Below are 26,801 nucleotides of genomic sequence, written 5' to 3'. Positions count from 1 at the left end.
CATAATTATTCATGGCCCACATTTATCATGGCCCATAAATCTCGGGGCAAAGCCTCGCCTTTGCCATGATGCGTGTTATCCTGTCAGCCGAACCGAAATCGGCTGACGCGAAAGACGAGACCTATGACTGCCCCTAAGGCGGCCCCGCAGACAGATAGCAGCAACGACAGGAAAAACCCGCCGCGTCATGCGTGGGATGTTTTTCTGCGGCTGTTTTCAGGCGATGGTGCCAGCCTGCGCCGTCTGCGTCTGCGTGCCTTTCTTTCGATCAGCTTCGAGCGATTCTGGCCGCTGATCCTGCCACTAATCCTCATCATCGGTCTGTTTGCCAGCCTGAGCTGGTTCGGCCTGTTCGGCATGATGCCCCGTTGGCTGCATATCGGCGTGCTGACGCTATTCGGTATTGCCGCCCTCATTGCGCTTTATCTGCCGTTCCGGTTTCGCACCCCGGCGGAAAGCGACGTCACAAGTCGTATCGAGGCGATCAACGGTCTCGTTCACGAACCGCTTTCCGTCCAGACAGGCCACATGGCAACAGGCGAACACGATCCATTCGCTGTCGCCCTGTGGCGGGAACACCAGCGCCGCATGGCGGACCGGCTCAAGAACCTGCAATCCGGCCTGCCTTATACGCGTGTTCCCGAACACGACCCCTTCGGCATTCGTGCGGTGGTCGCCCTGCTCTTCGTGACCGCCTTCGCCTACAGCCTCAGCCCAAACAGTGGGCGCATTGCCGACGCCTTTCATATCCGTCCAAGCGATGGAACCGCCGTTGCCCGCATCGATGCATGGGTAACGCCGCCGCGCTATACTGGCCGCGCTCCGGTCTTCCTGACCACGACGAACAACAGCGAACAGGCCGCAATCAATGTACCGCAAGGCAGCATTCTGTCGGTCCGCGTGATCGGTGGCGGTTCCGAGCGCCTGACTGCGACCGATGCGAAGGGCGAGCGCCGCGACGTACAGCCGGTAAACGCGAAGGAAGACCAGAAGGAGCCTGCAGAACAGGCCGTCGTCGATGGAAGCCGCAACTTCCGCTACGATTTGCAGCAGGATGAAACCATAGCGCTTTCCGGCACCGATGCCCGCTGGAAATTTGTCGTCACGCCGGATAACCCGCCAACGATCCGCTTCACGAAAGAGCCGGGACACGCGCTGAATGGCACATTGCAACTTTCCTATCAGATCGAGGACGACTACGCGCCAGTAAAGGCCGAAGGTGAGATCATCCCGCTCAACAATGATGAAGATGAGGAAGCCGCACCGCTCTACGATGCACCGGAACTGCCGCTTGCACTGCCGCGCCGCGGTGTGAAGGACGCCACGACGTCGAAAGACCTGACCGAGCATCCTTGGGCAGGTGAAAAAGTTGCGCTCACGCTGGTCGTAACCGACGCCGCCGGACAAACGGGTCGCAGCGAAACCAAGATCATCACTTTGCCCGAGCGCCCTTTCAGCAATCCACTTGCCCGCGCCGTTGCGGAACAGCGCCGTATCCTCGCGCTCGATGCGACGCAGCGCGATCATGTGCTCGACATGCTGTCGGCAATCACGCTTCGCCCGGACGAAACCATCAAGAATGCAGCCCATTATCTGGGTCTGGTCACGATTGGTACACGTCTTCGTCTCGCCAGGAGCGATGACGCCTTGCGCGATGCAGCGGATTATATGTGGCAGGTGGCCCTTGGCATCGAAGATGGAAATCTGTCTGCCGCCGAAAAGCGCCTGCGGCAGGCACAGGAGGCCCTGAAAGACGCTCTCCAGAACGGCGCCTCACAAGAGGAGATCGAAAAGCTTTCGGCAGAGCTACGCAAGGCGATGCAGGATTTCCTGCGGGAATTCGCCCAGCGCCAGCAACAGAATCCCAATGCACGCCAAGCCGCTCCCGATCCCAATGCGCGAATGCTGACGGAAAAAGACCTCCAGCGCATGATGGACCAGATCGAAAATCTCGCGCGTCAGGGCTCACGCGATCAGGCGGAAGAACTGCTGTCGCAATTGCAGAACCTGATGAACAATCTGCAGATGGGACAGATGCAACAGGGTCAGCAAGGTCAGGGACAAGGTCAGCAGGGCCAACAAGGCCAGATGCAGCAGCAGATGAACAAGCTCGGCGAGCTAATGCAACGCCAGCAAAAGACGATGAACGAAACCTTCGATCTCGATCAGAAGATGCAACGCCAATTCGGTGGTAGCGATGGTGAGGGCGAATTCGGCGACAACATGTTCCCGGGTGATGACGGTTCCATGGGCGGCGGACAGCCGGGCGGTGAAACCGAAAACGGCCAGAGCGAGAACGGTCAGGGCGGGAAAGGCGATGTGCCACCCGATATGGCGGAAACCATGCGCAAACTGCAGCAGCAGCAAAAGGACCTTCAATCCGATCTGCAAAAACTGATGGACGATTTGAAAGGCATGGGTATTGAACCCGGCAAGGATTTTTCGGATGCCGGAAAATCAATGGGCAACGCCACTGATGCGTTGGGCCGCAGCGAAGGTGCCGAAGCAAGCGACCAGCAGGGCAGCGCACTCGATGCACTGCGTCGCGGCGGACGCGACATGATGCAGAAAATGCAGCAGGCCATGGGCCAGCAAGGTCGGGGGCAAAGTGGCGCCAATGGCAGTCGGGGAAGGGATCCGCTTGGGCGCCAGCAAGGTACCGGCGACAGCGGCCTCAACGATGACGTCAAGATTCCAGGTGAAATCGATATTCAGCGCGCGCGTGAAATTCTCGATGAAATCCGCCGCAAACTTGGTAATGCCCTGACGCCGCAGATGGAAAAGGAATATCTGCAGCGTCTGCTGAAGTTCGATTGAGAAGCAGGCCGGAGCCTTAATCCATCACACGACCGACAAAAGGCAACTGGCGGAAGGCGTGCCCAACGTCCATGCCATAACCGACGACAAAATAGTCGGGGCATTCGAAAGCCACGAAATCGGCATCAAGATCGACCTTGCGGCGCACGCTCTTGTCGAGAAGAACAGCAATGCTGACGCTCCGCGCTCCGCGTTCCAGCATAAGTTCGCGAACGAATTTCAGTGTCTTTCCAGACTCCAGAATATCATCGATCAGCAGTACATCGCGGTCGCGAACATCGCTGTCGATATCGCGCAGAAGACGAACTTCGGCGCTTGTCGTGCCCTTGCCGTAGCTTGAAACCGTGATGAATTCGACATCGGGCTCCACGCCCGCATCATGCATTGCGCGGATGAGGTCGGCTGCAAAGATGAAGGAACCCTTCAGGATCGAAATCGTCAGCAGGTTGTGGAACTTGCGTTCAGCAATGGCCTTGGCGAGCTCGAGATTGCGACCGGCAATCTCGTCCGGGCTAAAGAGAACTTCGATTGTCTTGCCACCGACTTCGGGCATCTGCTGCTTCTCCTGATCGTTCGCTTTCGCGCAGACTTTGGCGCGATCAAAGGCGCCGGAAAGGCACGCTCTATAGCATGGTTTGAGGAAATTGCACCCCACCAGATGAAGATGCTCCGGCTTCTCCATTTCCCAGCGTCAAGATTTCATATAGCGTGACATTCATGCATCCAGACATCATCGAACTGCGATCATTTTACGACACCACGCTGGGCCATCTCGCGGAACGCGCCATTCGCATGGCGCTTGCCGGCCTATGGGGTCACGTGCCGGGAGAGCGGCTTGTCGGCATGGGCTACAGCCTGCCCTATCTCGACCGCTTCAGCGCCGATACGGAGCGGACATTCGCGTTCATGCCTGCCGGTCAGGGAGCCGTCGCCTGGCCCTCAGTAGAGAAAACGGCAACAGCGCTTGTTTTCGATGAGGAACTGCCGCTACCCGATTCCTCGATCGATCGGGTGCTTATGGTGCATGCGCTGGAGTATGCGGAAAATCCGACAGAAACGCTGAAAGAGATGTGGCGCGTCCTCGCCCCCAATGGGCGGCTCGTCATCGTGGTGCCGAACCGGCGCGGTGTCTGGGCCCGCTTCGAGCATACACCTTTCGGCAGCGGGCGACCTTATAGCCGCACACAGCTGACGACCTTGCTGCGTGAAGCGAATTTCACCGTGAGCACGGTGAGCGATGCCCTGCATTTTCCGCCCGCCACGCGCCGATGGATGATGCGGCCCTGTCTGGCGCTGGAAGGCATGGGGCGGAGACTGTGGCCGGTCTTTTCAGGCGTTCTGGTGGTGGAAGCGCAAAAGCGTCTTTATCAGGGACTGCCTGTCGCACAGCGCTCCTCGCGCCGTGTCTTCGTTCCGGTTCTCGCACCTCAGGGCACACCTGTTGGCGGATTACGGAAAGCACCGGCACGGACAAGCAAGACAGATCAAAAGAGTTAGGGCATTTGCGCATCATCGCCCGGGAAAACGTACAGTTGCTGCGGTCTGCAAGTATTACCGAACAAGGTTTTTCTCGACTTGGACGCAATGGCGGGATATGCCGCCATCGTAACTTTAACCCATCGTAACTTTAACATTGACCTTTTGGCGGAGCCAAAATCATGACCGATACGCAGAACCTTACCCGTCCCCAGCCCAAGGCAGGCCTGCTCGACATCGCAGCCTACGTACCCGGCAAGGAACATGTGGAAGGCGTTGCCAAGGTCTATAAGCTCTCCTCCAACGAAACGCCAATCGGGCCTAGCCCGCATGCGGTCGAAGCCTATCGACACGCAGGCGAGAAGCTGGAGCTTTATCCCGATGGACAGGCCCTGGCGCTGCGTGAGGCAATTGCCGAAACGCAGGGGCTCAACATGGCCAACATCCTGTGCGGCAATGGTTCCGACGAGCTGCTTGGCCTGATCTGCCAGACCTATCTTGCTCCGGGCGACGAAGCCATCATCACGGAGCACGGTTTTGCCGTCTACAAGATCCAGACGCTGGGTGCCGGCGCGACGCCGATCACGGTGAAGGAGAAGAACGAGCGTATCGACGTGGATGCCATTCTGGCTGGCCTGTCGCCACGCACGAAGATCGTCTTCATCGCCAATCCGGCCAATCCAACCGGAACCTATCTGCCTTTCGAGGAAGTCCGCCGCCTTCATGCCGGATTGCCGAAGCATGTGCTTCTGGTTCTCGATGCGGCCTATGCAGAATATGTTCGTCGCAATGACTATGAATCGGGCCTCGAACTCGTTTCATCCAACGAGAATGTTGTCATGACGCGCACCTTCTCAAAAATCCACGGGCTTCCGGGTCTACGTATTGGCTGGATGTATGCGCCGCTGCATGTGGTCGATGCCGTCAATCGCATCCGCGGGCCATTCAATATGAATTCGGCCGCCATTGCCGCCGGTGCTGCGGCCATCCGCGATCGCGCCCACGTCGAAAAATCGATCACCTACAACGACAAATGGCTTGGCTGGCTGACCGAAGAGTTCACCAGACTTGGTCTTCGGGTTACGCCGTCAGTCACGAACTTCCTGCTGATCCATTTTCCGGACAATGGCGCGCATTCCGCCGACAAGGCCGACGAGTGGCTCTCCGGGCGTGGCTATATACTGCGTCGCGTCGGCGGTTACGGGTTCCCCAATGCCTTGCGCATGACGGTCGGACCGGAGGAAGCCAATCGTGGCGTCGTCGTCGCCCTGACCGAATTTTTGAAGTAGTACAATGTCCACGATCCATTTCAACAAGATCGCCCTGATCGGCATCGGCCTTATTGGCTCATCGCTGGCGCGCGTCATTCGACGCGAAAAGCTCGCCGATCATATCGCCATCGCCACGCGCAGCAGTGAAACACTGAAGCGGGCCGATGAACTGGGTCTCGGTGACAGCTACACCACCGACAGTGCTGAGGCCGTCAAGGATGCCGATCTGATCGTTGTATCTGTGCCGGTCGGCTCGTCAGGAACGGTTGCACGCCAGATCGCGGCAAACCTCAAGCCCGGTGCCATCGTCACCGATGTTGGCTCCACCAAGGCTTCCGTGATTGCGCAGATGCAGCCGGAATTGCCGGACAATGTGCATTTCATTCCCGGCCACCCGCTCGCAGGCACGGAATATTCCGGCCCGGATGCCGGCTTTGCAGAGCTTTTCACCAATCGCTGGTGCATTCTGACGCCCCTGCCCGACACGAGTGAAGCAGCTCTCGAAAAGCTGAGCGAGTTCTGGGTCGCCTGCGGCTCACGACTTGATCGCATGGACCCGCAGCACCACGATCTGGTGCTGGCCATTGTCTCGCATCTGCCGCACATCATCGCCTACAATATCGTTGGCACAGCCAGTGATCTGGAACAGGTGACCAAGTCGGAAGTCATCAAATACTCGGCTTCCGGTTTCCGCGATTTCACGCGACTGGCCGCATCCGATCCGACGATGTGGCGCGATGTATGCCTGCACAACAAGGATGCCATCCTCGAAATGCTCGGGCGTTTTTCGGAAGATCTCGCCTCGCTTCAGCGCTCGATCCGCTGGGGGGATGGTGAAGCGCTGTTCGACCTTTTCACGCGCACGCGCGCTGTCCGGCGCGGCATCATCGATGCAGGTCAGGAAGTGGATGCGCCTGATTTCGGCCGTCAGGCTGCAACGCGTACCAGCGAGCAAAAATAGGGCGCATATTGCGTTACAGCGCAGGCAACCGCCCGAGCGGAATAAATCCAGCGCTGACCTTACCCTTGCGAACGGCAATCTCCATCACGGGATTGCCGTTTTCATCTTTCGGCATGGCCGAGAGAGCAAACAGAACGGTAGCGATATTGCCACCCTGCTCGGGAAACACTGTCTGACCAGCCTGCGCCAGCGATTGCGGGTTAACCAGTGTCAGCTTCACATCGGCATTGATCAGCCCGTCAGCATCGACCGAAAACGGTCCGGCTACCGAAACCATCGCTCCATTGGGCATGGACAGGAAAGCCTGATTGACGGTACCGGAATGCCCGCGCAACCGTTCATGAAAGGGAGCGTCACCCCTTGCGAGCAACGTCGCGGCATCGGACACATCGATATCCGCCACACCGTCGATTTCAGGGCTGGTGGCTGTACCAATCGCTGCCTTGGCAAGTTTCAGACCGGCAAAGCGACCATTGACCTTCAATGTGTCATCCGAGGCGCTCATGCGGAAATCCATCTGCTCAAGCGTGCTGAGTGGCACTGTCGTGGTGGCTTCGGTGCGAAGACCGACAGCTACTTCACGCGCAGCGAGCTCAATCTCGGTCGGGAACGGACGTGCCAGCCGGGTGTTGGAGGTAAACTTGCTCCAGTTGACTTCCAGCGGTTCCAGCCCCGGAAATTCGATGAAGGCGGGTCCTGTCAGATCGTTCGAGAGGGAACGTGGCGCATAGACCGGGGAACCCGAGGTGAAGCGCCCTGCGCGGAACGCCATGCCTTCAGAAGGACGCTGCCAGGAAATGCTGTCGCAGACGACATTGACGCGCAACGGATAGCCGCCCATGCGCAAGTCTTCGCATTTCACGCCGACGCCCTGAGAGGCGAGCTTGGCCATGTCGGCCTTGGCTCGTGCCTCTAGCCTGTTTGCGATATAGAACCAGCCCGCTGTATAGCCAGCGATCAAGACAAGCAGAATGACAATGAGCGCGATGGGACGCTTTCTGGACTTCGATGCGTTCATTCCAGTATGCGCCATTTCAAAAGCCTTACATTAATCAGACGGTTGTTTCGAAGAGCCTCGCTCCGGGGTCAGACTGAACATTCCAAACCCCGATATGTTTTGCTCCTCCCGACTGTTGGCCATATTATGGCAGGAATGTGCCTTGTGAAGCGATTGAGAAGAAAAATCGAGGGATATCCGTTGATTACCGGTGGAAATCGGCGTCCACTGATCCATTATGGACACCCTTCATGACCACAGCTCTCAATGACAGGCGAATGAACGATTTCTGGGTTTTCGGCTATGGCTCGCTGATGTGGCGACCGGGCTTTGCACATGTGGAGACCGTCCGGGCGCGCCTTTACGGCTACAGGCGCAGCCTGTGCATCTATTCGCATGTCCATCGCGGAACGCCGGACCGACCGGGTCTGGTCCTGGGCCTGGACACCGGTGGCTCATGTCTCGGCATCGCTTTTCGCGTGCCTGGTGACATGACTGGCGAAGTGATGACCTATCTGCGCGAACGTGAAATGTCGAACCAAGTTTATCACGAAAAGCATCTGCGCCTGCGCCTCGCTGACGGTCGCAATGTCGATGCGGTCACCTATGTCGCGGACCGGCACCACATTCAATATGCCGGATCGCTTTCACCTGAGAGTGCCGCAGCGATCGTCGCATCTGCTCGCGGCGATTCCGGTGCCAATGTGGATTATGTCGCCAATACGCTCCAGCATCTGCGCAACATGCGGGTACGCGATCATTGGTTGGAACATGTCAACGATCTCATTCACCACACTATCCAACATCAAACGGGCGGTTCCAGCGGTTAGAAACACACACCGCGCGCCTCAAAAATACCGGCGTTCAATCGCTCGGCCCTTGTTCTCGCCCGATGCAACCGCTACATCTCGGCCAATTGCCAAGGAGGCCTCCATGATCGCATTGTTCCGCACCATTGATTTGGCGCTCGATATCTACACCTATATCATTATAGCGAGTGCCATCTTCTCGTGGCTCTATGCGTTCAATGTCGTCAATTCCGGCAACCGTTTCGTGGCTTCGATCGGTGAGTTTCTCTACAAGGTGACGGAACCCGTTCTGCGGCCGATCCGCAATATCTTACCCAATCTCGGCGGCATCGATATTTCACCGATCGTCCTGCTGCTGATCATCTTCTTCATCCGCCAGTTCATGTGGACGACGCTGCTGCCGCTTTTCCTGTAAGCGCATCACTCGCAAGCCTAAAAACAAAAGCGCCCGGACATTGCCGGGCGCTTTTGTTTTAGAGCATAAGCCGACCGGAGTGAAACGAGGATCGATAAGATTATGCTTAAAATAGAAAAAGTAAGAGCGCCGATCTGATCCAATCAGATCGGCGCTCTAAACGGATCGGGAAGCTGTCGCTTACTTGCCCTTGGCGCGTTCGATAGCTTCGACGATGAATTTGCGTGCGTAATCTTCGTCACCCCAGTCACCGATCTTGACCCACTTGCCGGGTTCCAGATCCTTGTAGTGTTCGAAGAAATGCGCAATCTGCTTCAGAGTGATCTCCGGCATATCGGTATAGTCGTGAATCTTCTCGTAGCGGCGCGTCAGGTGCGGCGACGGCACTGCAATAATCTTCTCGTCCTTGCCGGAATTGTCTTCCATGACCAGAACGCCGATCGGGCGAACATTGATCACGCAGCCGGGAACCAGCGGACGGGTGTTGCAGACGAGAACGTCAATCGGGTCACCGTCTTCCGAAAGCGTATGTGGCACGAAGCCGTAATTGCCCGGATAGGTCATTGGCGTATAGAGGAAGCGGTCGACGATGAGGGCGCCGGCCTTCTTGTCCATCTCGTACTTGATCGGCTGGCCGCCGACAGGCACTTCAATGATGACGTTGACGTCTTCAGGAGGATTGGAGCCGATGGAGATGGCATCAATATTCATGATGTGTCCTTTCGTGTCGGGCTCTGATAACGGGTTTCAAGGTTGCGCGCAAGAAAAACGAAAGTTCTAGAAAACGCGGCGAATTGTCGTTCTCGCAACGCAATTGAGCGTGATCAGGCCGTTAACATGCTGTGAGGGTTAGGCGCCGAGCTCGTTCAGTCTTTGAACGGCGGTCGGTGGCATGGGTGGCGGATTGGGATCGCGGCTGGCGGCGACCAGAAATTCGTCGCAGGCCGTCTCGGTCGTTTCAATCAATCTTTTGAGAAATTCATCCTTCGGAAGACCTGCCGGAATTGGCGGCAGAATACGGGCGCGAATGGTTCCCGGATAACGCAGAAATTTGCGGCGCGGCCAGTAGAGGCCTGCATTGTGCGCAATCGGCAAAACCGGCAGATTGAGCGCTTCGTAAAGATGGACGATGCCATATTTATAGTGCGGTGGAGCACCAGGCGCCCGACGCGTTCCTTCTGGATAGATCAGAATCTGGCGGCCTTCCGCGATCGCCTTTTCTGCGCCCTTGGTGATGGAATGCAGTGCCTTGACGCGAGAACCGCGATCGACCGGGATCATCTGCATTTTCGCGATATACCAGCCGAAAAGCGGAATGCGCATCAATTCCCGCTTCAGGATCAGCACGGGATCGTCAAGATAGGGCAGGAAAGCATAGGTATCCCAGGCAGACTGGTGCTTTGGCGCACAGATATAAGCGCCCTCAGGAATGTTCTCCAATCCTTCAACCACATAGTCGGTGCCGACAATATGCTTCTGGAGCCAGAGATTGACCCGTGCCCACAGCTTCGGCACGATCCAGGCCTTCTTGCGGGGCAGAAGAAAATAGAAAGGCGTATAGACGATCATCTGAACCAGTGTGCAGATATAAAACGCCGCATTGAACAAGATTGAGCGCAGATAGAGAAGCATCAGTCGGTGGAGACCCTGGCTAAAGCATTTTCGTTCCCGACTTCCGGTAAACGATCACGCACGAATTCTGGACTTTCTGCAGAAAGTGACGGCATCGATATATCAGGAAGAACGGCCATTTCCATCAGGAAATCGTAATCCGGCAGCAAGATCAATTCTCGGTCGTTACACTCTGATTGGTCTGCGTTCCGAACAGTTCGGTCGTACCCACACGGACAGCGGCGCCAAGATATTTCACATATTCGATGAAGAGCACGCGCAATGTGTCGCCTTCGGAAACCCAGCTATGTTCGCGGCGGTCCCCGTTCACGACCGGATAGGGAATGAATTCCACATCCTTCATGCGATAGGACATTTCCAGCGTGCTGCGCGGAATATGGTAGTTGTTGGTGACCAGGATCACGCGACGATAGTTGTTGGTACGAATCCAGCGTTCGCTTTCGGTCGCGTTGCCAATGGTGTTGAGCGCCGACCGGTCGAGATCGACACAGCAATCGAAGAGACTCTGGTCGGCATGGGTCGCACGCTGCAGTGCCTTTTCATTGGTCGCCGGATGAACACCACTGATCAGAAGCCGCTTTCCTCGCTTGTCCTTCAGAAGATCGACCGCAGCCTGAATTCTGGACTGGCCACCGGTGAGAACGATGATGGCATCAGCGGGCTCGTCGATAGCCGGCGGCTGCATGCTAGTGACCTTTTCACCGAACGCGACGAAGCCGACGAGAAACGCCAGAAGAATAACAAACAGAACGATGGAAACGGGCTGGAGACGTCTGAACATGCGCATCATGACAGACCATAGGAAATTGCCGGAGGCAAGTGCAAGAGATTGCAGGTGAGCGCCATTCCGGCTGCGGCGCCAGACCACATCTCCTGAAGAAAACCCGTTTGCTGTCTGCCTCTGTGCCACTGCATCGTCACTCGACCGGTGCCCGCCCGATAGCGCTTGCGGGATTCGCATACCATCTCTTCTTCCATCATAGCCAGCATTGCGGCGAGAAGTCGGAGAAGCGGACGAAAATCTTGTCCGGAAAGCGCCTATATCGGAAAAGGTCTTCATTCGGAGCGCACTCCCGGACCGTCCATGGTTGCAAGCTGGCGGATCACCGTCAGGCGGCTGGTCAGCATGGTCAGGAAACTGACCAGAATAATGATGACGGCAGCGCCGATATAGCCATCGCGCCCGATGGCGAAATTGCCGAACATGGCGGCAGCCTGATCGCCTTCAGGTGTAGCCATATGGCTCGACGCCCACCAGGAAAACATCAGGAAGACTAGCATTGCCGCCGCGCCACCGCACAGTGCGCCTTTCAGTGCTGTGCGGAAGAAGTGCCATTCAAACTCGCGCGCCACGAATTTCGATTCCGCGCCGATGAAATGCAGAACCTCGATAATATGGCCATTGCCGGACATCGCACCGCGCGTGGCAAAGATAACGGTTAGAACGGTCGCAGCGATCACAAGCGAGAGAACGCCTGTGCCGACGAACACCGTCGTATGCGCCATGGAGACGAGACGGTCGACCCAGGTGCGGTGATCATCGAAGGTCGCAGCCGGAATGGCGCGGGTGATTTCAGTCCGCATGGTTTCGAAATCAGGTGGCGCATTTTCATCGATCGTAACGACGACAAGACGCGGCACAGGCAATTCATCGATGTTAAGGCCACTACCGAGCCATGGTTCGAGCAACCGGGCGGTCGCATCCTTGTCGATGATGCTGGTGCCTTTCACACCGGCAAAACCACGCGCGATTTCGCTGGCCTGAGCCAGCGCCTTTTCCATATCCTGCCCGTCGACAGGCCGGATCTGGATCGTGGCTTCGCGAGCTATCTGGCTCTGCCAGGCAGCGGCCGAGGCGCGAACGAGCGTCACGCCGCCCATCGTCAGGCAGGCAAGAAAGGTCATGATCGCGATCACGATGACAAGTGCGGTTCCCGTTACGCTGCCATCAGGCACGATGGGACTCGGTCCCTGACGCTTCCGGCGTTTGCCTATACGAACGAGCAGCATGTCCTTGAGGTCTTCGAAACGGACCCGGATGTCATCCAACGTACGTCGCCAGGCGTTCTTTGCATCAATCATAGATGTCCAGCCGCCCATGTTCGAGGATCATGCGTCGCGCATCCACCTGCTCCATCAGGGAAAGGTCGTGGGTCGCGATAATCACAGCCGTGCCCGAACGGTTCAGCTCGGTGAAAAGGCGCAGCAGACGCTTCGCAAGCGGCGGATCGACATTGCCGGTCGGTTCGTCGGCCAGAAGAAGTTCCGGCTGATCAATGAGCGCGCGCGCAATCGCTGCGCGCTGCTTCTCACCGCCTGAAAGAACCGGCGGCAGCACATTCATGCGGTCGCCGAGCCCGACCCAATGCAGAAGTTCCTCCACCTCATGACGATAGGTTGCCTCTTCCTTTCCGCGCACGCGCAGTGGAAGCGCCACATTCTCATAGGTGGTCATATGGTCGAGCAGGCGGAAATCCTGGAACACGATGCCAATACGACGGCGCAGAAGCGGAATTTCCGCATGATTGAGCCGCGCAACATCCTTGCCGAAAATATTGATAAGACCGCGCGTCGGCTTCAGGGCCATGAAAAGAAGGCGCATGAGCGACGTTTTTCCTGCCCCGGAAGGGCCGGTCAAAAACTGGAATGAACGCGGCGGAATATGGAAACTGACATCGCGCAGGATCTCAGGACCCATTCCATATCGCAGGCCGACATTCTCGAAACGTATCACCGGGCTGTTTCTCTTCAATTGTCCGCACGTTGAACGACGCACGGATGACATCGATATCAGATCGACCTTTATCCTCTATGGTTAATGTTGCGTTAATTCCGCTCGAACGAGCCTTAAAAAAATGCGTGACCGAGGCTGCGGCCATGAAGCATTAACCATTATGAGCCAGTGTGTGGCACCGGTCGAAGGGGCGAAAAACGCAAAGGAAGATGACGGCATGATGGCGAAACAACCATCGACAGCGCAGATGTCGCGCGCGCCTTCGCGTGAAAACCATCGCGCGACATGGTTTGCTTCCGATGCTGGACTGATTGAAGACGCCGAATTCGAAACCATCTTTCCGGGGTCATCACCCCGGAAATTCCTCTCGTACGGCATTCCGCAGAAGCCGCTCGCCCCACGCAAGCTGATGTCCGAAACAAGTCTTCCCAGCGGATGGCCGGGATTCGGATATTGGGTTTTCGTCGCTCTTTGCGCGACAACCGCTTTCTGGATAGCGGGCGGATATACACTGCTTGCTGGCAAACCTCTTTCCGGCGGGCAGCCAACCTTGCCGCTCATTTCGGCACTTCAGCTTACTGATCTCAAAACCAGCGTCGGAATGCATGACAAGGGCAAGATTCTGAGTGTCGGCGGCCGCATCCGGAACACCACATCCGAAGAACGCGCCACGCCGCCGCTGATCGTCATGATCACCTATAGCGACGGCAGCAAACGCGAACGCCGTCTGGCTCCTGGTGAAGCAATGCTGAAACCGGGTGCATATATCGACTTCGAAACGATGCTTCCGGCGCTGCGCGGCACCATCGAGAAAGTCGATGTGCGATTGGCCACCCCGGCCTAGCAAGGCCGATCCAAAAAACTAGCCTGGCGCCTCCGGCTACTGCCAGCAACCGAGATTGCGCCCTTTGAGATTATGCGCATCGATATCGACCACAAGGCGCGGGTCTTCGCGTAAAAGAACCAGCGTCGTGCGCTGTTTGAGATCGATCTTCTGCCAGCCCGTGCATTCGGTTGGCATTGGCGTGCTGTCGATCTTCACCTTTTCCGTCCACGCAGTTGCCGTGCAGCCGGATAGCGCCGCAACAATCGGAACGACCCTAACGGCATTTAGAACAAGCCTTTGTGTTTTCGTCCCACGATGAGTGTTCAAGGCTGACAACTCCAATCTGCCCCGCGAAATCCCTGCCAATCGATCTTGCATTGGCCAGCGTCGCCCGTTCGACATCTGCGCTTATAACGTGCCGCCGCCCTTCTCCGCAATATAGCTGAGCGGGATCGACAGCTTTTAAAAAAGCCCAGCCGACCAACTCTTACTATCCATCGAAACCCAATTTAGAAGAGATATAAAAGCAAACACGAATATACGAAGAATAGCTTTTTCGTTTACTGAAATGACGGGAAAAATCCACAGAGAACAAAAGCCTCCAATCAAGTTAAACATGATTGTCCGAAGAAAAAGACGATTATATGCTTCTTGCTAAATGATTCGCATATGGCATTTTTCACTACACCAACCCTGGGGATTTCCATGCTGAACAAATTGTCGGCTGAATTTTTCGGAACATTCTGGCTTGTTTTCGGGGGCTGCGGCAGCGCAATCCTCGCCGCAGCCTTCCCTGAACTGGGCATCGGCTTTCTCGGCGTTGCTCTCGCCTTCGGTTTGACTGTCCTGACCATGGCTTATGCTGTGGGCGGCATTTCCGGCGGCCATTTCAACCCGGCTGTCTCCTTGGGCCTCATGGTGGCTGGTCGTCTTCCAGCCAAGGACCTGATCCCTTACTGGGTTGCGCAGGTTCTGGGAGCCATTGCGGCTGCAGCAGTTCTCTTCCTTATCGCCTCGGGCAAGGAAGGCTTCTCCGCCGGCGGCCTCGCTTCCAACGGCTATGGTGAACTTTCACCGGGCGGCTACAGCATGATGGCGGGCCTGCTCATCGAGGTTATCCTGACGGCCTTCTTCCTTATCATCATTCTGGGCTCCACCTCGTCGCTGGCTCCAGCTGGTTTTGCTCCGATTGCCATCGGTCTCGGTCTCACCCTGATCCATCTGATTTCGATCCCGGTCACCAATACGTCGGTAAATCCGGCCCGCTCGACCGGCGTTGCTCTCTTCGCCGATACAGCAGCACTCAGCCAGCTCTGGCTGTTCTGGGTTGCGCCGCTCGTCGGCGCAGCGATCGGCGCGATCATCTGGAAAGGCCTGCTCGGCAAGGATTGATCCAGAACGACAACAATGAAAGGCCGGTTCATTCCGGCCTTTCTTGCTTTCAGGACTCTTTTGCAATCGTCTCGAACAGAGCCGCACAAAAAATGGTTCCGATCATGGGAAGGATGCTGTAAGTAACATCTATCTTCTTGTTGTAACGCATTATCCGACGCAAAGCTGCTTCGCACTTTTGCTGGAAATGCTCCAGATGTTATGAGCAATGTCCCCCTCTACCGATGCTTCTTCTGCGGATCGTTACGCAGCTTTCCGGCACTCTGCCTTCAAAAAATACTGGGGCGCCCGTTTCCTGAGCGCATTTGCGGTGCAAATCGTGAGTGTGTCAGTGGGCTGGCAGATTTATGACCTCACCCGCGACGCCTTCAATCTGGGCATGGTCGGACTGGTGCAATTTCTACCGGCCCTGTTGCTGGTTCTCGTAACCGGTGCTGCTGCCGACCGCTTCGGCAGACGCTTCATCATGGGCTTGTCACTTATCCTGGAAAGCGTGGTGACAGCACTGCTGCTCGGTCTGACGCTCGCCGGTCTGTTCGAGCCCCTGACGGTCTTTGCCTCACTCACACTTTTCGGCGTTGCGCGCGCATTTCTCGGACCCTCCTCAGCATCGCTGGTCGTCAATCTCGTGCCGACCGAGGATTTCGCCAACGCCGTTTCGTGGAATTCATCTGCATGGCAGGTGGCAACAATCGTGGGACCTGTCGCAGGTGGTCTGCTCTATGGCGTTTCGCCGGTTGCAGCCTATTCCGTCGCCACACTGTTCTTGCTGATTGGCTCCGTGCTGATCTTTTCCATTCCAAAGCCCAAACAGCACACGCTTGCCGAGCAGCGCTCGCTGACAAGCATGCTCGCTGGCTTCCGCTACATCTGGAAGGAAAAGATCGTCCTTGGCGCCATCTCGCTCGACCTCTTTGCCGTTCTCCTTGGCGGAACGGTGGCGCTGCTGCCGATTTATGCGCGCGACATCCTCGATCTCGGTCCTTGGGGCCTCGGCCTGCTGCGATCCGCTCCCGGTATCGGCGCTGTTCTGACCGCCGTCTGGCTTGCCGGACACCCGATCCGCGACCATGCAGGTCGCGTGATGTTCATCTTCGTCGGCCTGTTCGGTCTATTCAATATTATCTTCGGTGTCTCGACCCTGACATGGCTGTCGGTCATTGCTCTGGCACTTGCAGGTGCCGCTGACATGATCAGCGTCTATATCCGTGAAACGCTTATGCAGCTCTGGACGCCCGATCACGTGCGCGGTCGTGTCAATGCCGTCAACATGGTCTTTGTCGGTGCATCGAATGAACTGGGCGAGTTTCGCGCCGGCCTGATGGCTGCGGCCATCGGCGCTGTTCCCGCTGTCGTCATCGGTGGATTGGGATCGATCGCCGTTGCTGTTGCCTGGGCGGCAATGTTCCCGCAATTGCGCAAGGCCCGTCACCTGCAGGGACGGACTTGATCTCTCAAATCAGAGGTGATCAGGAGGCGGACGTGCTACGATTCGCCTTGTCCATGCGATCCTGAATGGCATTCCGGTCGTCCTGCCGGATGCCAACGAGTTCCGCCACGCGCCACATTACGTCGGCCTCGACTTCGCTCACCTTGCCGTCGGCGTAGACCATTTCCCACATCAGTCCGATCAGGTCGAGGCGAGCCTGATAATCAAGCTGCCGCTTCAGAACCGAAGTGAAATCCGAAAGGTCAATAGCTTCCTGATCGGCCTTTTCCGCCGCCTGTATGAGTTGTTTCAGACTGTCGCCTTTAAGGCCATATTTCTGCGACAGCATCGAAGAAAGCTTCTTACGCTCGCTTTCCCGCGTTTCGCCGTCGGCATCCATGATGTGATAAAGCAAAGCGGCGGCGGCCAGTCGTGGATCATCATTGGAAAATTTTTCGCTCCGGTCACGAAAACCGTTGGCGGGAAGCTCTTTTAAAAAATCCAGAAGACGATCGAACATTCACCCTCGCTGCCATGTTTGCGACTTGCCAGCCGTTACGGCGATTCCGGCATCTTTGTTAGCAACATCGAAGGTAACGAGCTGAATGCGCCACGCAAGACGGTAAACAGTCTTGCGCGACCGTTTACCGTCCAAGAGATGGGCTGCGTTGTTTTTCGGCAACGATTTCCCGGAAGCCTGATCAGAAAAGCCTCAATCCGCTCTGGGCTTTTTGCGAAGGCTTGTTTTCGTCGACACCCGGATCGTCCACCACCAGATGCGCACGACGCGGCTCGTCCTCCATATCGTCATCAGTCGCGACCACATTTGGAACAGGCGGCTTCACCTCCTCGACCTTTTTTACCGAAGGGGCTGGCGATACCTTGACCGGCTCGGCGGCAGGCACGATGACTTCAGCCTCCTCAACATCGCGAACAGGCGACTTTCTCTCCACGACGGCTGATGCATCCACTACGCCAGCCTTGTCTTTCGGCTCTGCAAGAACCAGCGGATTGCCCGGCTTTGCTTCCACCGGGCCTTTGATTTCAGGTTTTTCCGCTTCAATGGCTGGAGCAAGTTCCACGACGGGAACCTTCCACTCGAAGCTGTTGAGGCGTCCCGTAACCGGCGATACAGGCGACCATTGTTCTGAAACATAACCGTCGGCAGTCCACGCGGGATCACGCGGCGCCTTGACGGCCCGCGCCAGCCATTCACGAACCTTGCCCTGATCACCCGTTTCAGCTTCTTCAATATCGGCAAGCAACAGATAGGCGCTTTCGCGTGGCGAAGCGCGCAGAACCTGTTCGGCATTGTCGCGGGCAAGGCGATAATCACCCGCCTCATAGGCAGCGCGTGCCAGAGCAAGACTGCCCTCGGCATTGTTGGAACGCAACGAGACGAGATGCCTTGCGCGCTTCAAACGGTCCTGAGCCGTATCACCTGACCGGGCGTAGACATACGTCGAAGCAATGTCTGGATGCGGAAACCGTTTCCATGCCGCTTCCAGAATTTTCGAACCTTTTCGCATATCGCCATCGGAAAAAAGCGCACGCGCGGCAACCACGGCAGCAGGCACCAGATCGGGTGTCAGCTTGTTTGCCTCCAGTGCCAGCGCCTTTGCCTGCGCATGATCAACATCAGCGACTGCCATCGCCTTGGCGGTCAAAAGCGCAGCGCGTTCTTTCTTCACCACATCCTTGCTATGGGCGAGTGCCTGTTTGCGTGCATCGACAAGCTTCAGCGCCGCATCCCAGTCGCCCTCGGCACAAAGCTGGCCCATCATGGCTGACGAGGCCCATTCAAGCTGCGGCGCTTGGCTCGCGGCTTCGGCGGCATAATGGCGTGCGGCATCGAGAGCGCCAACGCGCTGGGCTTCGATGTAAAGCCCGCGCAAACCGAGCAACCGTGTCTCGGGATCATCCACCATCGCTTCGAAGCCTTTGCGGGCATCTTCCGTGCGCCCTTCCAGCATAGCGGTCTGCGCTTCGAGAAGCTTTATCAGCGGCTCCTGATCGGAACTCAGCAATTTGCCGGCCTGCTTGGTCATGCGGCGCGCTGCTTCCGCATCGCCGGCCCCGGCTGCAATCAATCCGGTTGAAAGCGACTGATAACCGCGATCACGCTTGCGCGCACGAAAATGCCTGCGCAGCGTGTAAGGTGACTGGATGATGCTCTTGACCAGCCACCACAGGATCAGCATGGCCGCGACGATGGCAACGATCCCCGCAACAGCGGTTATCAGCGGCACATTGTAATGATTGCCCGCAAAAGTGACATCAAGTTCACCCGGACGGTCCGCAAGCCAGGCAAAGCCGAAACCAAGCGCGGCAACGACGACGAAATAGAACAGGACACGCAGCATCGGCCCGCCTCCTACTGACCGGAAGAGGCCGGAGCCTCGCCGGTTTCGCCCATAGTCGATTTGGGTTTCAAGCTGTCGGCAACGAGGCGCTGCACCAGTGCATCAGCGTCACGCCGCGCCCGAATCTGATCAGCGAATTCCTGCGAGGTAGCCTTGGCATCAGCAGGCAACTGTTCCCATTCGCTGAGAGCACGCTCCAGATCACCCGCCTGCAAGGCGGCCTCCATTCGGGCCGTGATCGGTCCGACACCAGTGCCGGTGACATTGCCCGCAACCGGGCGCACGCTTACCAGTCCTCTGGCGCTGGCGACAAGCTGATCCCAAATTCCGGCATCGGCAGGCAGCTTGTTTTCCGTCGCGACGATCCGGTTCGCAACAGCACCGAACCACGCATTCAGGTCGGCAACGGTCGGAACGCCCTTGTCAGCGTGGGCGCGCAGCTGTTCGATGGATGCCTCGTTCGGTGTAACCGAAGCGTAAGTGTCCAGTTCCGCTTTGAAAGAACCACCACGATCAATCGCCGTCTTCAGCGCATTGGCCGCTATAAGCGCCGTCGCATCGGGCTGGCGTGAAGCCTGGGTGACCTTCTCCTGCAAGGAGGTCAGCTTCGATTCGAGCGATGAAATCGTGCCGCTGTTTCCCGAAACTCCGGCTGTCGCCTCGTCCGCCCGGTTCTGTGTCGCTGAAAGCTTGCTTTCCAGCGCGTCCAGCCGCTCGGTCAGAGCAGTGGTATCGACTGCCGCGTCCTGCTCAGCCTCTTTCGGCAAGGCGGCAAATTGCTGCTGAAGATCGGCGAAGGAACCTGCCACCGCCTCTGCCTTGATCTCGGCTGCCTGAACATTCTTTTCCAGAGCCGCAAGCTGCGCGCGGCTTGTATCGTCAAGCGGCGCCGGTGTCGGATTGGTCCGCAAGTCGGCGATCTGCTGTTCCATATGCGCAAGCTGTTCCGCTGTCACTCTCGCGCCCGGAGAGGGGATAACATTGCCCCATTGCAGAGCCAGCAAACCGCCAAGCCCGATTACACCACCAGCAATACCGGCCAGAAGATGCGACGCGCCCGCACCGCTCTTTTGCGCAGTCTGCTGGGTTTCTGGTTTCACGCCCGAGGTAAAAGGAGGTTTGGTATAAGTCGAACTTTCCGGCGTTTCCGTCTTCACGGTCTTTTCGGCAGCCGTCGCTTCGGGTTTGGGTGATGCAGGCTTCGGGGTTTCCGGTTTTGGGTTTTCAGATTTTGAGAAATTTCCCACCGGCTCCGCATCTGGCGTCGCCTTCGCCGGTTCGTCAACCCGCTTCACATCCGATGGATCAAGATTGATTGTCACAGGATTACGGGCCGATTTGGAATGTCGCGGAGTGCCGGGTTTCGCCATGGATCCTCTCGTAAATGCCGATTGGTTGCCTCAAACTCTAACAGATAAAATCGCCAGATGAAGGAAGGTTGCGCCGAAATGAGTCAAAGTTTGGCAAACAGCCGGAAAAGTCCGCCTTCATCCGGGTGGTCTGCGACAAGCGCATTTGCCCGCCAGAGCGACGGCAACCGGTCGGCCACACGGGCAGAAATGCATAAAAACCGCGTTTTCTCGTCAAAAGGCGGCGCGATTTCATGCATCGCTTCGACGAAGCTCGTCGCGGCAACGCCGGAATAGAGCATGACCGCGACAAAAGGCGCGCCGTCAAGCACATTCCGAAGTGCTGACGCAGAATAAGGAATTGTCTCCGTGTCATAGACATCGGCAACATGCATATCGAGTTTGGCGGCCTGTATCTCGTCCTCGAACACCGGTTGGCGCACCCGTCCGGCGAGATAAAGAACACGGGATTGTTCGGGAAGATCGCGCCGCATCGTCGCTGCAAGACGAACCGCATCACCGCCCCCGTCGATCACATGACCGAACCCGGCCTTCTGCGCTGCCTGCGCTGTTCCCTGTCCCACAGCAAAGAGCGGCAGGCCAAGAAACGGCTTCAGCCGCTCCGTGTCGATATGGTGAAAGGCATTGGCGCTCGTCACTGTCAAAGCCGCAAACGGGCCATCGGGCAGAGCAAAGGAAAGCGCAACGGTTCGGCTCAGTGGAAGGAGAACCGGCTCATAGCCCCTCGACGCCAGTTTGGCGGCGGTTTCGGAGCCAGCCGGCTGTGGCCGCGTCACCAGAACGCGACCAAGAGATGCGATTTGTGCTGGCCCCGCCAAATCTACTCCCAGCCCTCGAAGAATTGGGGACCAGCCTTCGCGCGCAGATGCTCCGCGGCTTCCGTGCCGATGGCGGCAGCATTCGATGCCGGACCTTCCGTCTTTATCTCGTGCGCTTCAGACCCGTCCGGCTTCAAAATCATGCCGTGGAAGGAAACCGTATCGCCGTTCACGGTTGCAAGACCGGCAATCGGCGTGCGGCAGGAACCGTCCAGGGCAGCCAGAAATGCCCGTTCGCAGGCAAGTGCAATACCAGTCTCGCGATGCGCAAGGGGCGCCAGCAGCGTGTCGATACGCGTATCGCCGATACGGGTCTCGATGCCGATGGCACCTTGTCCCGGCGCAGGCGGGAAGCTTTCCGGATCGGCCAGGTCGGTAATGACATCGCCTAGCCCCAAACGTCGCAATCCCGCACAGGCGAGAAACGTCCCGTCGACTTCTCCGGCTTCCAGTTTGCGAAGGCGAGTATCGACATTGCCGCGGAAAATCACCACTTGAATGTCGGGACGAAGACGGCGGATCAGGGCCTGACGGCGCAATGATGACGATCCAACAGTTGCACCCTGCGGCAAATCAAGGAGGCGGGAAGCCGTACGACCGATAAAGGCATCGCGCGGATCTTCGCGCTCAAGGAAAACAGAAAGATGCAGACCATCGGGCAGAACCGTCGGCATATCCTTGGTCGAATGGACTGCGAGATCGATTCGACCATCCGTCAGCGCCTGCTCGATCTCTTCGGTAAAAAGCCCCTTGCCGCCGATCTCGGAAAGCGCGCGATCCTGAATGCGGTCACCTGCCGTCGACATGGGAATGATTTCAATAGCTTCTTCCGGCAGACCATGTGCCTCCATAAGGCGACGACGCGTCTCGTAAGCCTGGGCGAGAGCAAGCTTGCTGCCCCGCGTGCCTATCTTCAACGTGCCATTCTTTAAGGATGCTGTTTGCATATTGCGCTGTCCATGGTACCGGATTTTTCAATGAATTATGAGACAGGCAGGGTCTAACCGCAAATGCGCATTCTTGGAATAGAAACAAGTTGCGACGAAACAGCCGCCGCAATCGTCGAACGTGACGGTCAAGGTGAAGGACGGATTCTGTCCAATGTGGTTTTGAGCCAGATCGCCGAGCACGAACCCTATGGCGGTGTGGTGCCGGAAATTGCCGCACGCGCCCATGTCGAAGCGCTAGACCGGCTGGTTGCGCGCGCGCTCGAAGATGCCGACATGAAGCTTGCCGACGTCGATGCGGTGGCCGCCACGGCAGGACCGGGGCTGATCGGCGGACTGATCGTCGGGCTGATGACCGCCAAGGCACTGGCCATGGCGGCACAGAAGCCGTTTTATGCCGTCAACCACCTGGAAGGCCATGCATTGACGGCACGTCTGACCGACGGCCTGCCGTTTCCTTATCTGCTGCTGCTCGTTTCCGGCGGTCATACGCAGATGGTGCTGATACGCGGTATTGGCGACTACGAACGCCTCGGCACCACTATTGACGACGCGCTGGGCGAAGCCTTCGACAAAACGGCAAAGCTTTTGGGTCTGCCTTATCCGGGCGGTCCAGCAGTCGAACGTATGGCGCTTCAGGGCAATCCGAAGCGATTCGCCCTGCCGCGACCGCTGAAGGGCGAAGCACGGCTCGATTTTTCCTTTTCCGGTCTCAAGACAGCGGTGCGCCAGACGGCAACAGAACTGGTTCCATTGTCGGATCAGGACGTGGCCGATATTTGCGCCTCTTTCCAGGCTGCAGTCGCCGACACGCTGTCCGACCGGGTGGGCCGGTCACTTGAACGTTTCAGAAACGAATTTCCCGATTGCGAAACACCGGCGCTTGTCGTTGCGGGCGGGGTCGCGGCCAACAAGACCTTGCGCGCCGCGCTCGAAACTCTTTGCGCCCGGCACGGTTTCAGCTTCATCGCTCCGCCGCTCGATCTATGCACCGACAATGCTGCAATGATTGCCTGGGCCGGTGCCGAACGGGCCGCAACGGAAGCTCCTGATTCGCTCGATCTTGCACCACGCTCGCGCTGGCCGCTTGACGAGAAGTCGGCTCCGCTGATCGGAACCGGACGACGTGGAGCCAAGGCATGAGCGAAAAGACTAGCAAGATTGCTATTCTGGGTGGCGGCGCCTGGGGCACGGCCCTTGCGGCTATGGCATGCAGCAGCGGCCATGATACATGGCTATATGCCCGCGACGAGGCGATGGTCGAAGCCATCAACCGGACACACCGCAATCCGCGCTATCTGGGCGAGATCGAACTTCCCGGCGCTATAAATGCAAGCACGGACGTGGCTGCTGTCGCCGAACATGCGGATGCCGTTCTAGCCGTCATTCCCGCGCAGGCCATGCGCGCCGGGCTTTCGCAGTTGAGCAGTCTTATTCCGCAAACCGCACCCGTCGTGCTCTGCGCGAAAGGGATCGAACGCAGCACTGGACGGCTGATGTCGGAAATCGTAGCCGAAGTTCTGCCGAACCATCGGATCGCAGCGCTATCCGGTCCGAGTTTTGCAACAGACGTCGCCAAAGGGCTTCCGACCGCCGTGACGGTTGCCTGCGAGGAAGCAGCAATTGCCGATCGGCTCGCAGCACTTTTGTCCGGTCCAGCCTTCCGATGCTATTCGACAACCGATCTCAAAGGGGTCGAAATCGGCGGTGCTTTGAAAAATGTCCTCGCTATTGCTGCCGGTGCTGCCGTCGGGCGCGGGTTCGGCGCAAGCGCGCAGGCCGCTCTCGTCACGCGCGGGTTTGCGGAACTCCGCCGTATCGGTCAGGCCATGGGTGCCAGACCCGAAACCATCATGGGGCTTTCCGGCCTTGGCGATCTGATGCTGACGTGCTCTTCGTCGCAGTCACGCAATTACTCCTACGGGCTGGCACTCGGACGCGGCGAGGATCTGACCAATCGCCCGCTTGCCGAAGGCGTGGCGACCGCACCGATTGCCGCCGAGCTATGCCGCAAACATGCTATCTCCGCACCTATCATCGATGCGACGGGTGCACTGCTTGACGGTACCATCACCATTGACAAAGCCGTGACGGCTCTGCTCAACCGACCACTCAAAACCGAGGACTAGAGCGTGATCCCGAAAGTGGGAACCGGTTTTCGGACAAGATCATACTCGAACGGAAAGGATCATTGACAATGCTTTTTGCTCTTCTGTGCAACGACAAGCCGGACCATCTGCAAGTGCGCCTCGATACGCGCCCTGCACATCTCGACTATCTCAAGGGTCTTGGTGACGGGCTGAAGTTCGCAGGCCCCTTCCTCGGTGAAGACGGCAAGCCAAACGGCAGTCTGGTCGTTGTCGAAGCTGCCGACAAGGCGGCAGCAGAAAAGATCGCTGCCAATGATCCTTACGCACTGGCAGGCCTGTTTCAGAACGTAACCGTGCGTCCGTGGAATTGGGCGATCAACAATCCCGCCAACGCTTGAGGCTCATGACTGATGGCTTACTGGCTGTTCAAATCCGAACCGTTCAAATGGTCATGGGAAATGCAGAAAGCCCGTGGCGAAAAAGGCGAGCAATGGGACGGCGTGCGCAATTATCTGGCGCGCAACAACATGCGCGCCATGAAACTGGGCGACAAGGGCTTCTTCTATCATTCCAACGAAGGGCTGGAAGTCGTCGGCATCGTCGAGGTCTGTGCGCTGGCGCATCATGACAGCACGACGGACGATCCGCGCTGGGAATGCGTGGATATCAGAGCTGTGCGCGACATGCCGAAGCCGGTAACGCTGAAAGATGTGAAAGCCAATCCGAAGCTAGAGAAGATGGCGCTCGTCACCTCGATGCGTCTTTCGGTGCAGCCAGTGACGGAAGATGAATGGATCGAAGTCTGCCGCATGGGCGGACTGGACGCAAAGAGCGCTTTGGCATGAGCATGTCTGCATCCCCAAACCGGTTCCCGCTTTAGGGAGACATGCTCTGATGCTCGATCCGGCACATAAAAGCGCGCGTGATTTCATTCTGGCCAATACCAGCCTGCAAGCGCCGCCGCACGTGCCGGAAATTCGTCTGCATCTGGCCGATGAAGCGCACGACCTTTGGCACAAGACCGAGGAAGAGCTTGCTACAATCGGCCTGCCACCGCCCTTCTGGGCTTTCGCCTGGGCTGGTGGTCAGGGTGTGGCACGCTATATCCTTGATCATCAAGAAACGGTGAAAGACAAGACGGTACTCGATTTTGCATCCGGTTCCGGCCTTGTCGCCATTGCCGCCATGCAGGCAGGCGCGTCGAGCGTGCTGGCGTCGGACATCGACCCCTTCGCGCTTCCGGCCATCGAGATCAATGCATCGGCCAATGGCGTGTCGGTGCTCCCCTCATTGGATGACCTCATCGGGCAGGACGGTGGTTGGGATGTGATCCTGGCAGGCGATGTCTTTTATGAAAAGCCGCTCGCCGAGCGGCTTATTCCCTGGTTTTCAAAACTTGCCGAACGTGGCGCCCGTATCGTCGTCGGCGATCCGGGACGCGCCTATCTACCGAAAGACCGGCTGCAGCAACTTGCCGTCTATACCGTGCCCGTCACCCGCGCCCTTGAAGACGCTGAAGTGAAGCGAACGACCGTCTGGGCGTTTATTTAAGCAAATTTCTTCGCACCCGCCACACACACGACGACCACCGCTGCCGTCGCGACCATACCCATACTGACGGGTTCCCCCGCAATACCGGCAGCCAGCATAAGGCCAAAGAAAGGCTGGAGAAGCTGTAACTGGCCGACAGTGGCGGCACCGCCCTGCGCAAGGCCGCGATACCAGAAGAAGAAGCCGATCAGCATCGAAAACAACGAGACATAGCCGAGGCTTATCCAGGCTGGCGTACCGATGCCCGCCCATGTCTCCGGACGCGTCAAGACACTCAGCGGCAGCATGACCGGCAGCGAGAACACCAGCGCCCAGCAGATAACCTGCCAGCCGCCGAGCCTGCGCGAAAGCTGCGCGCCTTCGGCATAGCCCAGACCGCAGACGATAACGGCAGCGAGCATCAGCACGTCACCCAGAAGCGTGGACTGGCTTCCCTGCCCATAGGCATAGGAAGCGACAATGAGGCTTCCAACCACTGAAAACAGCCAGAACATCGGGCGCGGATGCTCTCCACCGCGCAGGACAGCGAAGATTGCCGTGGCGAGCGGGAGCAGCCCGATGAAGACAATCGCGTGGGCAGACGTCATGTGCTGAAGGGCAAGCCCCGTCAGAAGCGGGAAACCGACGACCACGCCAAGCGCCACCACAATCAACGAGATGGCATCGGTGCGGCGGGGAAAAGGTTCCCGAAACGCCAGCAGAAGCGCCATGCCAAGCAGTCCCGCGATAGACGCTCGCGCCATTGTCAGAAACGTCGGATCGATATCGATCACCGCCAGCCGTGTTGCCGGCAGCGAGCCGGAAAAAATCAACACGCCCAAAAACCCGTTGACCCATCCGGCGGTCTTATTCCCAACATTCTCACGCATAGTGTCTTTTCGACTTTCTCTAAAATCGTATAAG

Annotated in this window: 28 protein-coding genes; 14 read left to right on the top strand and 14 right to left on the bottom strand. The window is 57.7% G+C overall.

Annotated features, from left to right (window positions below; genetic code table 11):
* Positions 1-123 precede the first annotated feature (123 nt).
* A complete protein-coding gene (locus OANT_RS05140) occupies positions 124-2,817 on the top strand; it encodes a TIGR02302 family protein (protein ID WP_012091176.1) in 2,694 nt (897 codons plus the stop codon).
* A 16-nt stretch (positions 2,818-2,833) separates the two neighbouring features.
* Here OANT_RS05140 and hpt read toward each other — a convergent pair whose 3' ends face one another.
* On the bottom strand, positions 2,834-3,370 hold the full coding sequence (hpt, locus tag OANT_RS05135) for a hypoxanthine phosphoribosyltransferase (RefSeq protein WP_010657532.1): 537 nt from the start codon (positions 3,368-3,370) through the stop codon (positions 2,834-2,836).
* A 164-nt stretch (positions 3,371-3,534) separates the two neighbouring features.
* Here hpt and OANT_RS05130 point away from each other — a divergent pair, with 164 nt between their 5' ends.
* The 3 genes from OANT_RS05130 to OANT_RS05120 all read left to right on the top strand — a co-directional run bounded on the left by OANT_RS05130 (position 3,535) and on the right by OANT_RS05120 (position 6,525).
* Positions 3,535-4,314, top strand: a complete 780-nt coding sequence (locus tag OANT_RS05130; RefSeq protein ID WP_012091175.1) for a class I SAM-dependent methyltransferase — start codon at positions 3,535-3,537, stop codon at positions 4,312-4,314.
* Between the two features lie 161 nt (positions 4,315-4,475).
* Positions 4,476-5,582 carry a histidinol-phosphate transaminase gene (gene hisC, locus OANT_RS05125; protein ID WP_012091174.1) on the top strand — a complete coding sequence of 369 codons (1,107 nt, stop codon included), beginning with the start codon at positions 4,476-4,478 and terminating at the stop codon, positions 5,580-5,582.
* A gap of 4 nt (positions 5,583-5,586) precedes the next feature.
* On the top strand, positions 5,587-6,525 hold the full coding sequence (locus OANT_RS05120) for a prephenate/arogenate dehydrogenase family protein (RefSeq protein ID WP_012091173.1): 939 nt from the start codon (positions 5,587-5,589) through the stop codon (positions 6,523-6,525).
* Positions 6,526-6,538: 13 nt separating this feature from the next.
* Here the strand turns inward: OANT_RS05120 and OANT_RS05115 are convergent, their stop codons facing one another.
* Positions 6,539-7,558 carry a DUF2125 domain-containing protein gene (locus tag OANT_RS05115; protein ID WP_012091172.1) on the bottom strand — a complete coding sequence of 340 codons (1,020 nt, stop codon included), beginning with the start codon at positions 7,556-7,558 and terminating at the stop codon, positions 6,539-6,541.
* A gap of 215 nt (positions 7,559-7,773) precedes the next feature.
* Between OANT_RS05115 and OANT_RS05110 the strand changes: the two genes are divergently transcribed.
* Both OANT_RS05110 and OANT_RS05105 read left to right on the top strand, forming a co-directional pair.
* Positions 7,774-8,352, top strand: a complete 579-nt coding sequence (locus OANT_RS05110; protein WP_012091171.1) for a gamma-glutamylcyclotransferase — start codon at positions 7,774-7,776, stop codon at positions 8,350-8,352.
* Between the two features lie 103 nt (positions 8,353-8,455).
* Positions 8,456-8,746, top strand: a complete 291-nt coding sequence (locus OANT_RS05105; protein WP_010657538.1) for a YggT family protein — start codon at positions 8,456-8,458, stop codon at positions 8,744-8,746.
* A 180-nt stretch (positions 8,747-8,926) separates the two neighbouring features.
* Here the strand turns inward: OANT_RS05105 and ppa are convergent, their stop codons facing one another.
* From ppa to ftsE, 5 genes are all read right to left on the bottom strand, one after another.
* The gene (gene ppa / locus OANT_RS05100) at positions 8,927-9,457 is read right to left on the bottom strand and encodes an inorganic diphosphatase (protein ID WP_010657539.1); all 531 of its coding nucleotides are present in this window, start codon (positions 9,455-9,457) and stop codon (positions 8,927-8,929) included.
* Between the two features lie 138 nt (positions 9,458-9,595).
* Positions 9,596-10,378, bottom strand: a complete 783-nt coding sequence (locus tag OANT_RS05095) for a lysophospholipid acyltransferase family protein (protein ID WP_010657540.1) — start codon at positions 10,376-10,378, stop codon at positions 9,596-9,598.
* Positions 10,379-10,529: 151 nt separating this feature from the next.
* A complete protein-coding gene (locus tag OANT_RS05090) occupies positions 10,530-11,288 on the bottom strand; it encodes a YdcF family protein (RefSeq protein WP_373366453.1) in 759 nt (252 codons plus the stop codon).
* Between the two features lie 146 nt (positions 11,289-11,434).
* Positions 11,435-12,460, bottom strand: coding sequence for a cell division protein FtsX (locus tag OANT_RS05085; RefSeq protein WP_040130045.1), 1,026 nt, complete (start codon positions 12,458-12,460; stop codon positions 11,435-11,437).
* Positions 12,453-13,076 carry a cell division ATP-binding protein FtsE gene (ftsE, locus tag OANT_RS05080; RefSeq protein ID WP_029375806.1) on the bottom strand — a complete coding sequence of 208 codons (624 nt, stop codon included), beginning with the start codon at positions 13,074-13,076 and terminating at the stop codon, positions 12,453-12,455. The genes OANT_RS05085 and ftsE overlap by 8 nt, the downstream gene beginning before the upstream one ends.
* 253 nt (positions 13,077-13,329) lie before the next feature.
* Between ftsE and OANT_RS05075 the strand changes: the two genes are divergently transcribed.
* Complete coding sequence (locus tag OANT_RS05075; protein WP_012091166.1) at positions 13,330-13,956, top strand: hypothetical protein; 627 nt, start codon at positions 13,330-13,332, stop codon at positions 13,954-13,956.
* Between the two features lie 36 nt (positions 13,957-13,992).
* Here OANT_RS05075 and OANT_RS05070 read toward each other — a convergent pair whose 3' ends face one another.
* Positions 13,993-14,265, bottom strand: coding sequence for a hypothetical protein (locus tag OANT_RS05070; protein WP_029929715.1), 273 nt, complete (start codon positions 14,263-14,265; stop codon positions 13,993-13,995).
* A 378-nt stretch (positions 14,266-14,643) separates the two neighbouring features.
* Here OANT_RS05070 and aqpZ point away from each other — a divergent pair, with 378 nt between their 5' ends.
* Together aqpZ and OANT_RS05060 are read left to right on the top strand one after the other, a co-directional pair.
* Positions 14,644-15,330 (top strand): aquaporin Z, encoded by a 687-nt coding sequence (gene aqpZ, locus OANT_RS05065; RefSeq protein ID WP_010657546.1) that lies wholly within the window; start codon positions 14,644-14,646, stop codon positions 15,328-15,330.
* A gap of 208 nt (positions 15,331-15,538) precedes the next feature.
* Positions 15,539-16,780 (top strand): MFS transporter, encoded by a 1,242-nt coding sequence (locus OANT_RS05060; RefSeq protein ID WP_012091164.1) that lies wholly within the window; start codon positions 15,539-15,541, stop codon positions 16,778-16,780.
* Between the two features lie 19 nt (positions 16,781-16,799).
* On the opposite strand, the gene OANT_RS05055 is transcribed toward OANT_RS05060, so the two are convergent.
* From OANT_RS05055 to hemC, 5 genes are all read right to left on the bottom strand, one after another.
* Entirely contained in the window at positions 16,800-17,279 is a 480-nt protein-coding gene (locus tag OANT_RS05055; protein ID WP_012091163.1) for a tellurite resistance TerB family protein, read from the bottom strand.
* Between the two features lie 181 nt (positions 17,280-17,460).
* Positions 17,461-19,122, bottom strand: a complete 1,662-nt coding sequence (locus OANT_RS05050) for a heme biosynthesis protein HemY (RefSeq protein ID WP_012091162.1) — start codon at positions 19,120-19,122, stop codon at positions 17,461-17,463.
* 11 nt (positions 19,123-19,133) lie between these two features.
* Complete coding sequence (locus OANT_RS05045; RefSeq protein ID WP_012091161.1) at positions 19,134-20,492, bottom strand: COG4223 family protein; 1,359 nt, start codon at positions 20,490-20,492, stop codon at positions 19,134-19,136.
* An 83-nt stretch (positions 20,493-20,575) separates the two neighbouring features.
* Entirely contained in the window at positions 20,576-21,310 is a 735-nt protein-coding gene (locus tag OANT_RS05040) for a uroporphyrinogen-III synthase (protein ID WP_012091160.1), read from the bottom strand.
* Between the two features lie 2 nt (positions 21,311-21,312).
* Entirely contained in the window at positions 21,313-22,257 is a 945-nt protein-coding gene (gene hemC / locus OANT_RS05035; protein WP_012091159.1) for a hydroxymethylbilane synthase, read from the bottom strand.
* Between the two features lie 63 nt (positions 22,258-22,320).
* Between hemC and tsaD the strand changes: the two genes are divergently transcribed.
* From tsaD to OANT_RS05010, 5 genes are all read left to right on the top strand, one after another.
* Positions 22,321-23,400, top strand: coding sequence for a tRNA (adenosine(37)-N6)-threonylcarbamoyltransferase complex transferase subunit TsaD (gene tsaD / locus OANT_RS05030; RefSeq protein ID WP_012091158.1), 1,080 nt, complete (start codon positions 22,321-22,323; stop codon positions 23,398-23,400).
* The gene (locus OANT_RS05025) at positions 23,397-24,386 is read left to right on the top strand and encodes an NAD(P)H-dependent glycerol-3-phosphate dehydrogenase (RefSeq protein ID WP_012091157.1); all 990 of its coding nucleotides are present in this window, start codon (positions 23,397-23,399) and stop codon (positions 24,384-24,386) included. Before tsaD ends, OANT_RS05025 begins: the two co-directional genes overlap by 4 nt.
* A gap of 68 nt (positions 24,387-24,454) precedes the next feature.
* A complete protein-coding gene (locus tag OANT_RS05020; protein ID WP_010657555.1) occupies positions 24,455-24,745 on the top strand; it encodes a YciI-like protein in 291 nt (96 codons plus the stop codon).
* A 12-nt stretch (positions 24,746-24,757) separates the two neighbouring features.
* Positions 24,758-25,192 carry an EVE domain-containing protein gene (locus OANT_RS05015; protein WP_010657556.1) on the top strand — a complete coding sequence of 145 codons (435 nt, stop codon included), beginning with the start codon at positions 24,758-24,760 and terminating at the stop codon, positions 25,190-25,192.
* Positions 25,193-25,241: 49 nt separating this feature from the next.
* The gene (locus OANT_RS05010) at positions 25,242-25,898 is read left to right on the top strand and encodes a class I SAM-dependent methyltransferase (RefSeq protein ID WP_012091156.1); all 657 of its coding nucleotides are present in this window, start codon (positions 25,242-25,244) and stop codon (positions 25,896-25,898) included.
* On the opposite strand, the gene OANT_RS05005 is transcribed toward OANT_RS05010, so the two are convergent.
* The gene (locus OANT_RS05005; RefSeq protein ID WP_012091155.1) at positions 25,895-26,767 is read right to left on the bottom strand and encodes a DMT family transporter; all 873 of its coding nucleotides are present in this window, start codon (positions 26,765-26,767) and stop codon (positions 25,895-25,897) included. The genes OANT_RS05010 and OANT_RS05005 overlap by 4 nt on opposite strands.
* Positions 26,768-26,801: the final 34 nt, after the last annotated feature.

This window comes from Brucella anthropi ATCC 49188 (genome assembly GCF_000017405.1).
Lineage (GTDB): Bacteria > Pseudomonadota > Alphaproteobacteria > Rhizobiales > Rhizobiaceae > Brucella > Brucella anthropi.
Note: the sequence above shows the minus strand (reverse complement) of the source record. Positions and strands in the feature narration are given on the sequence as shown.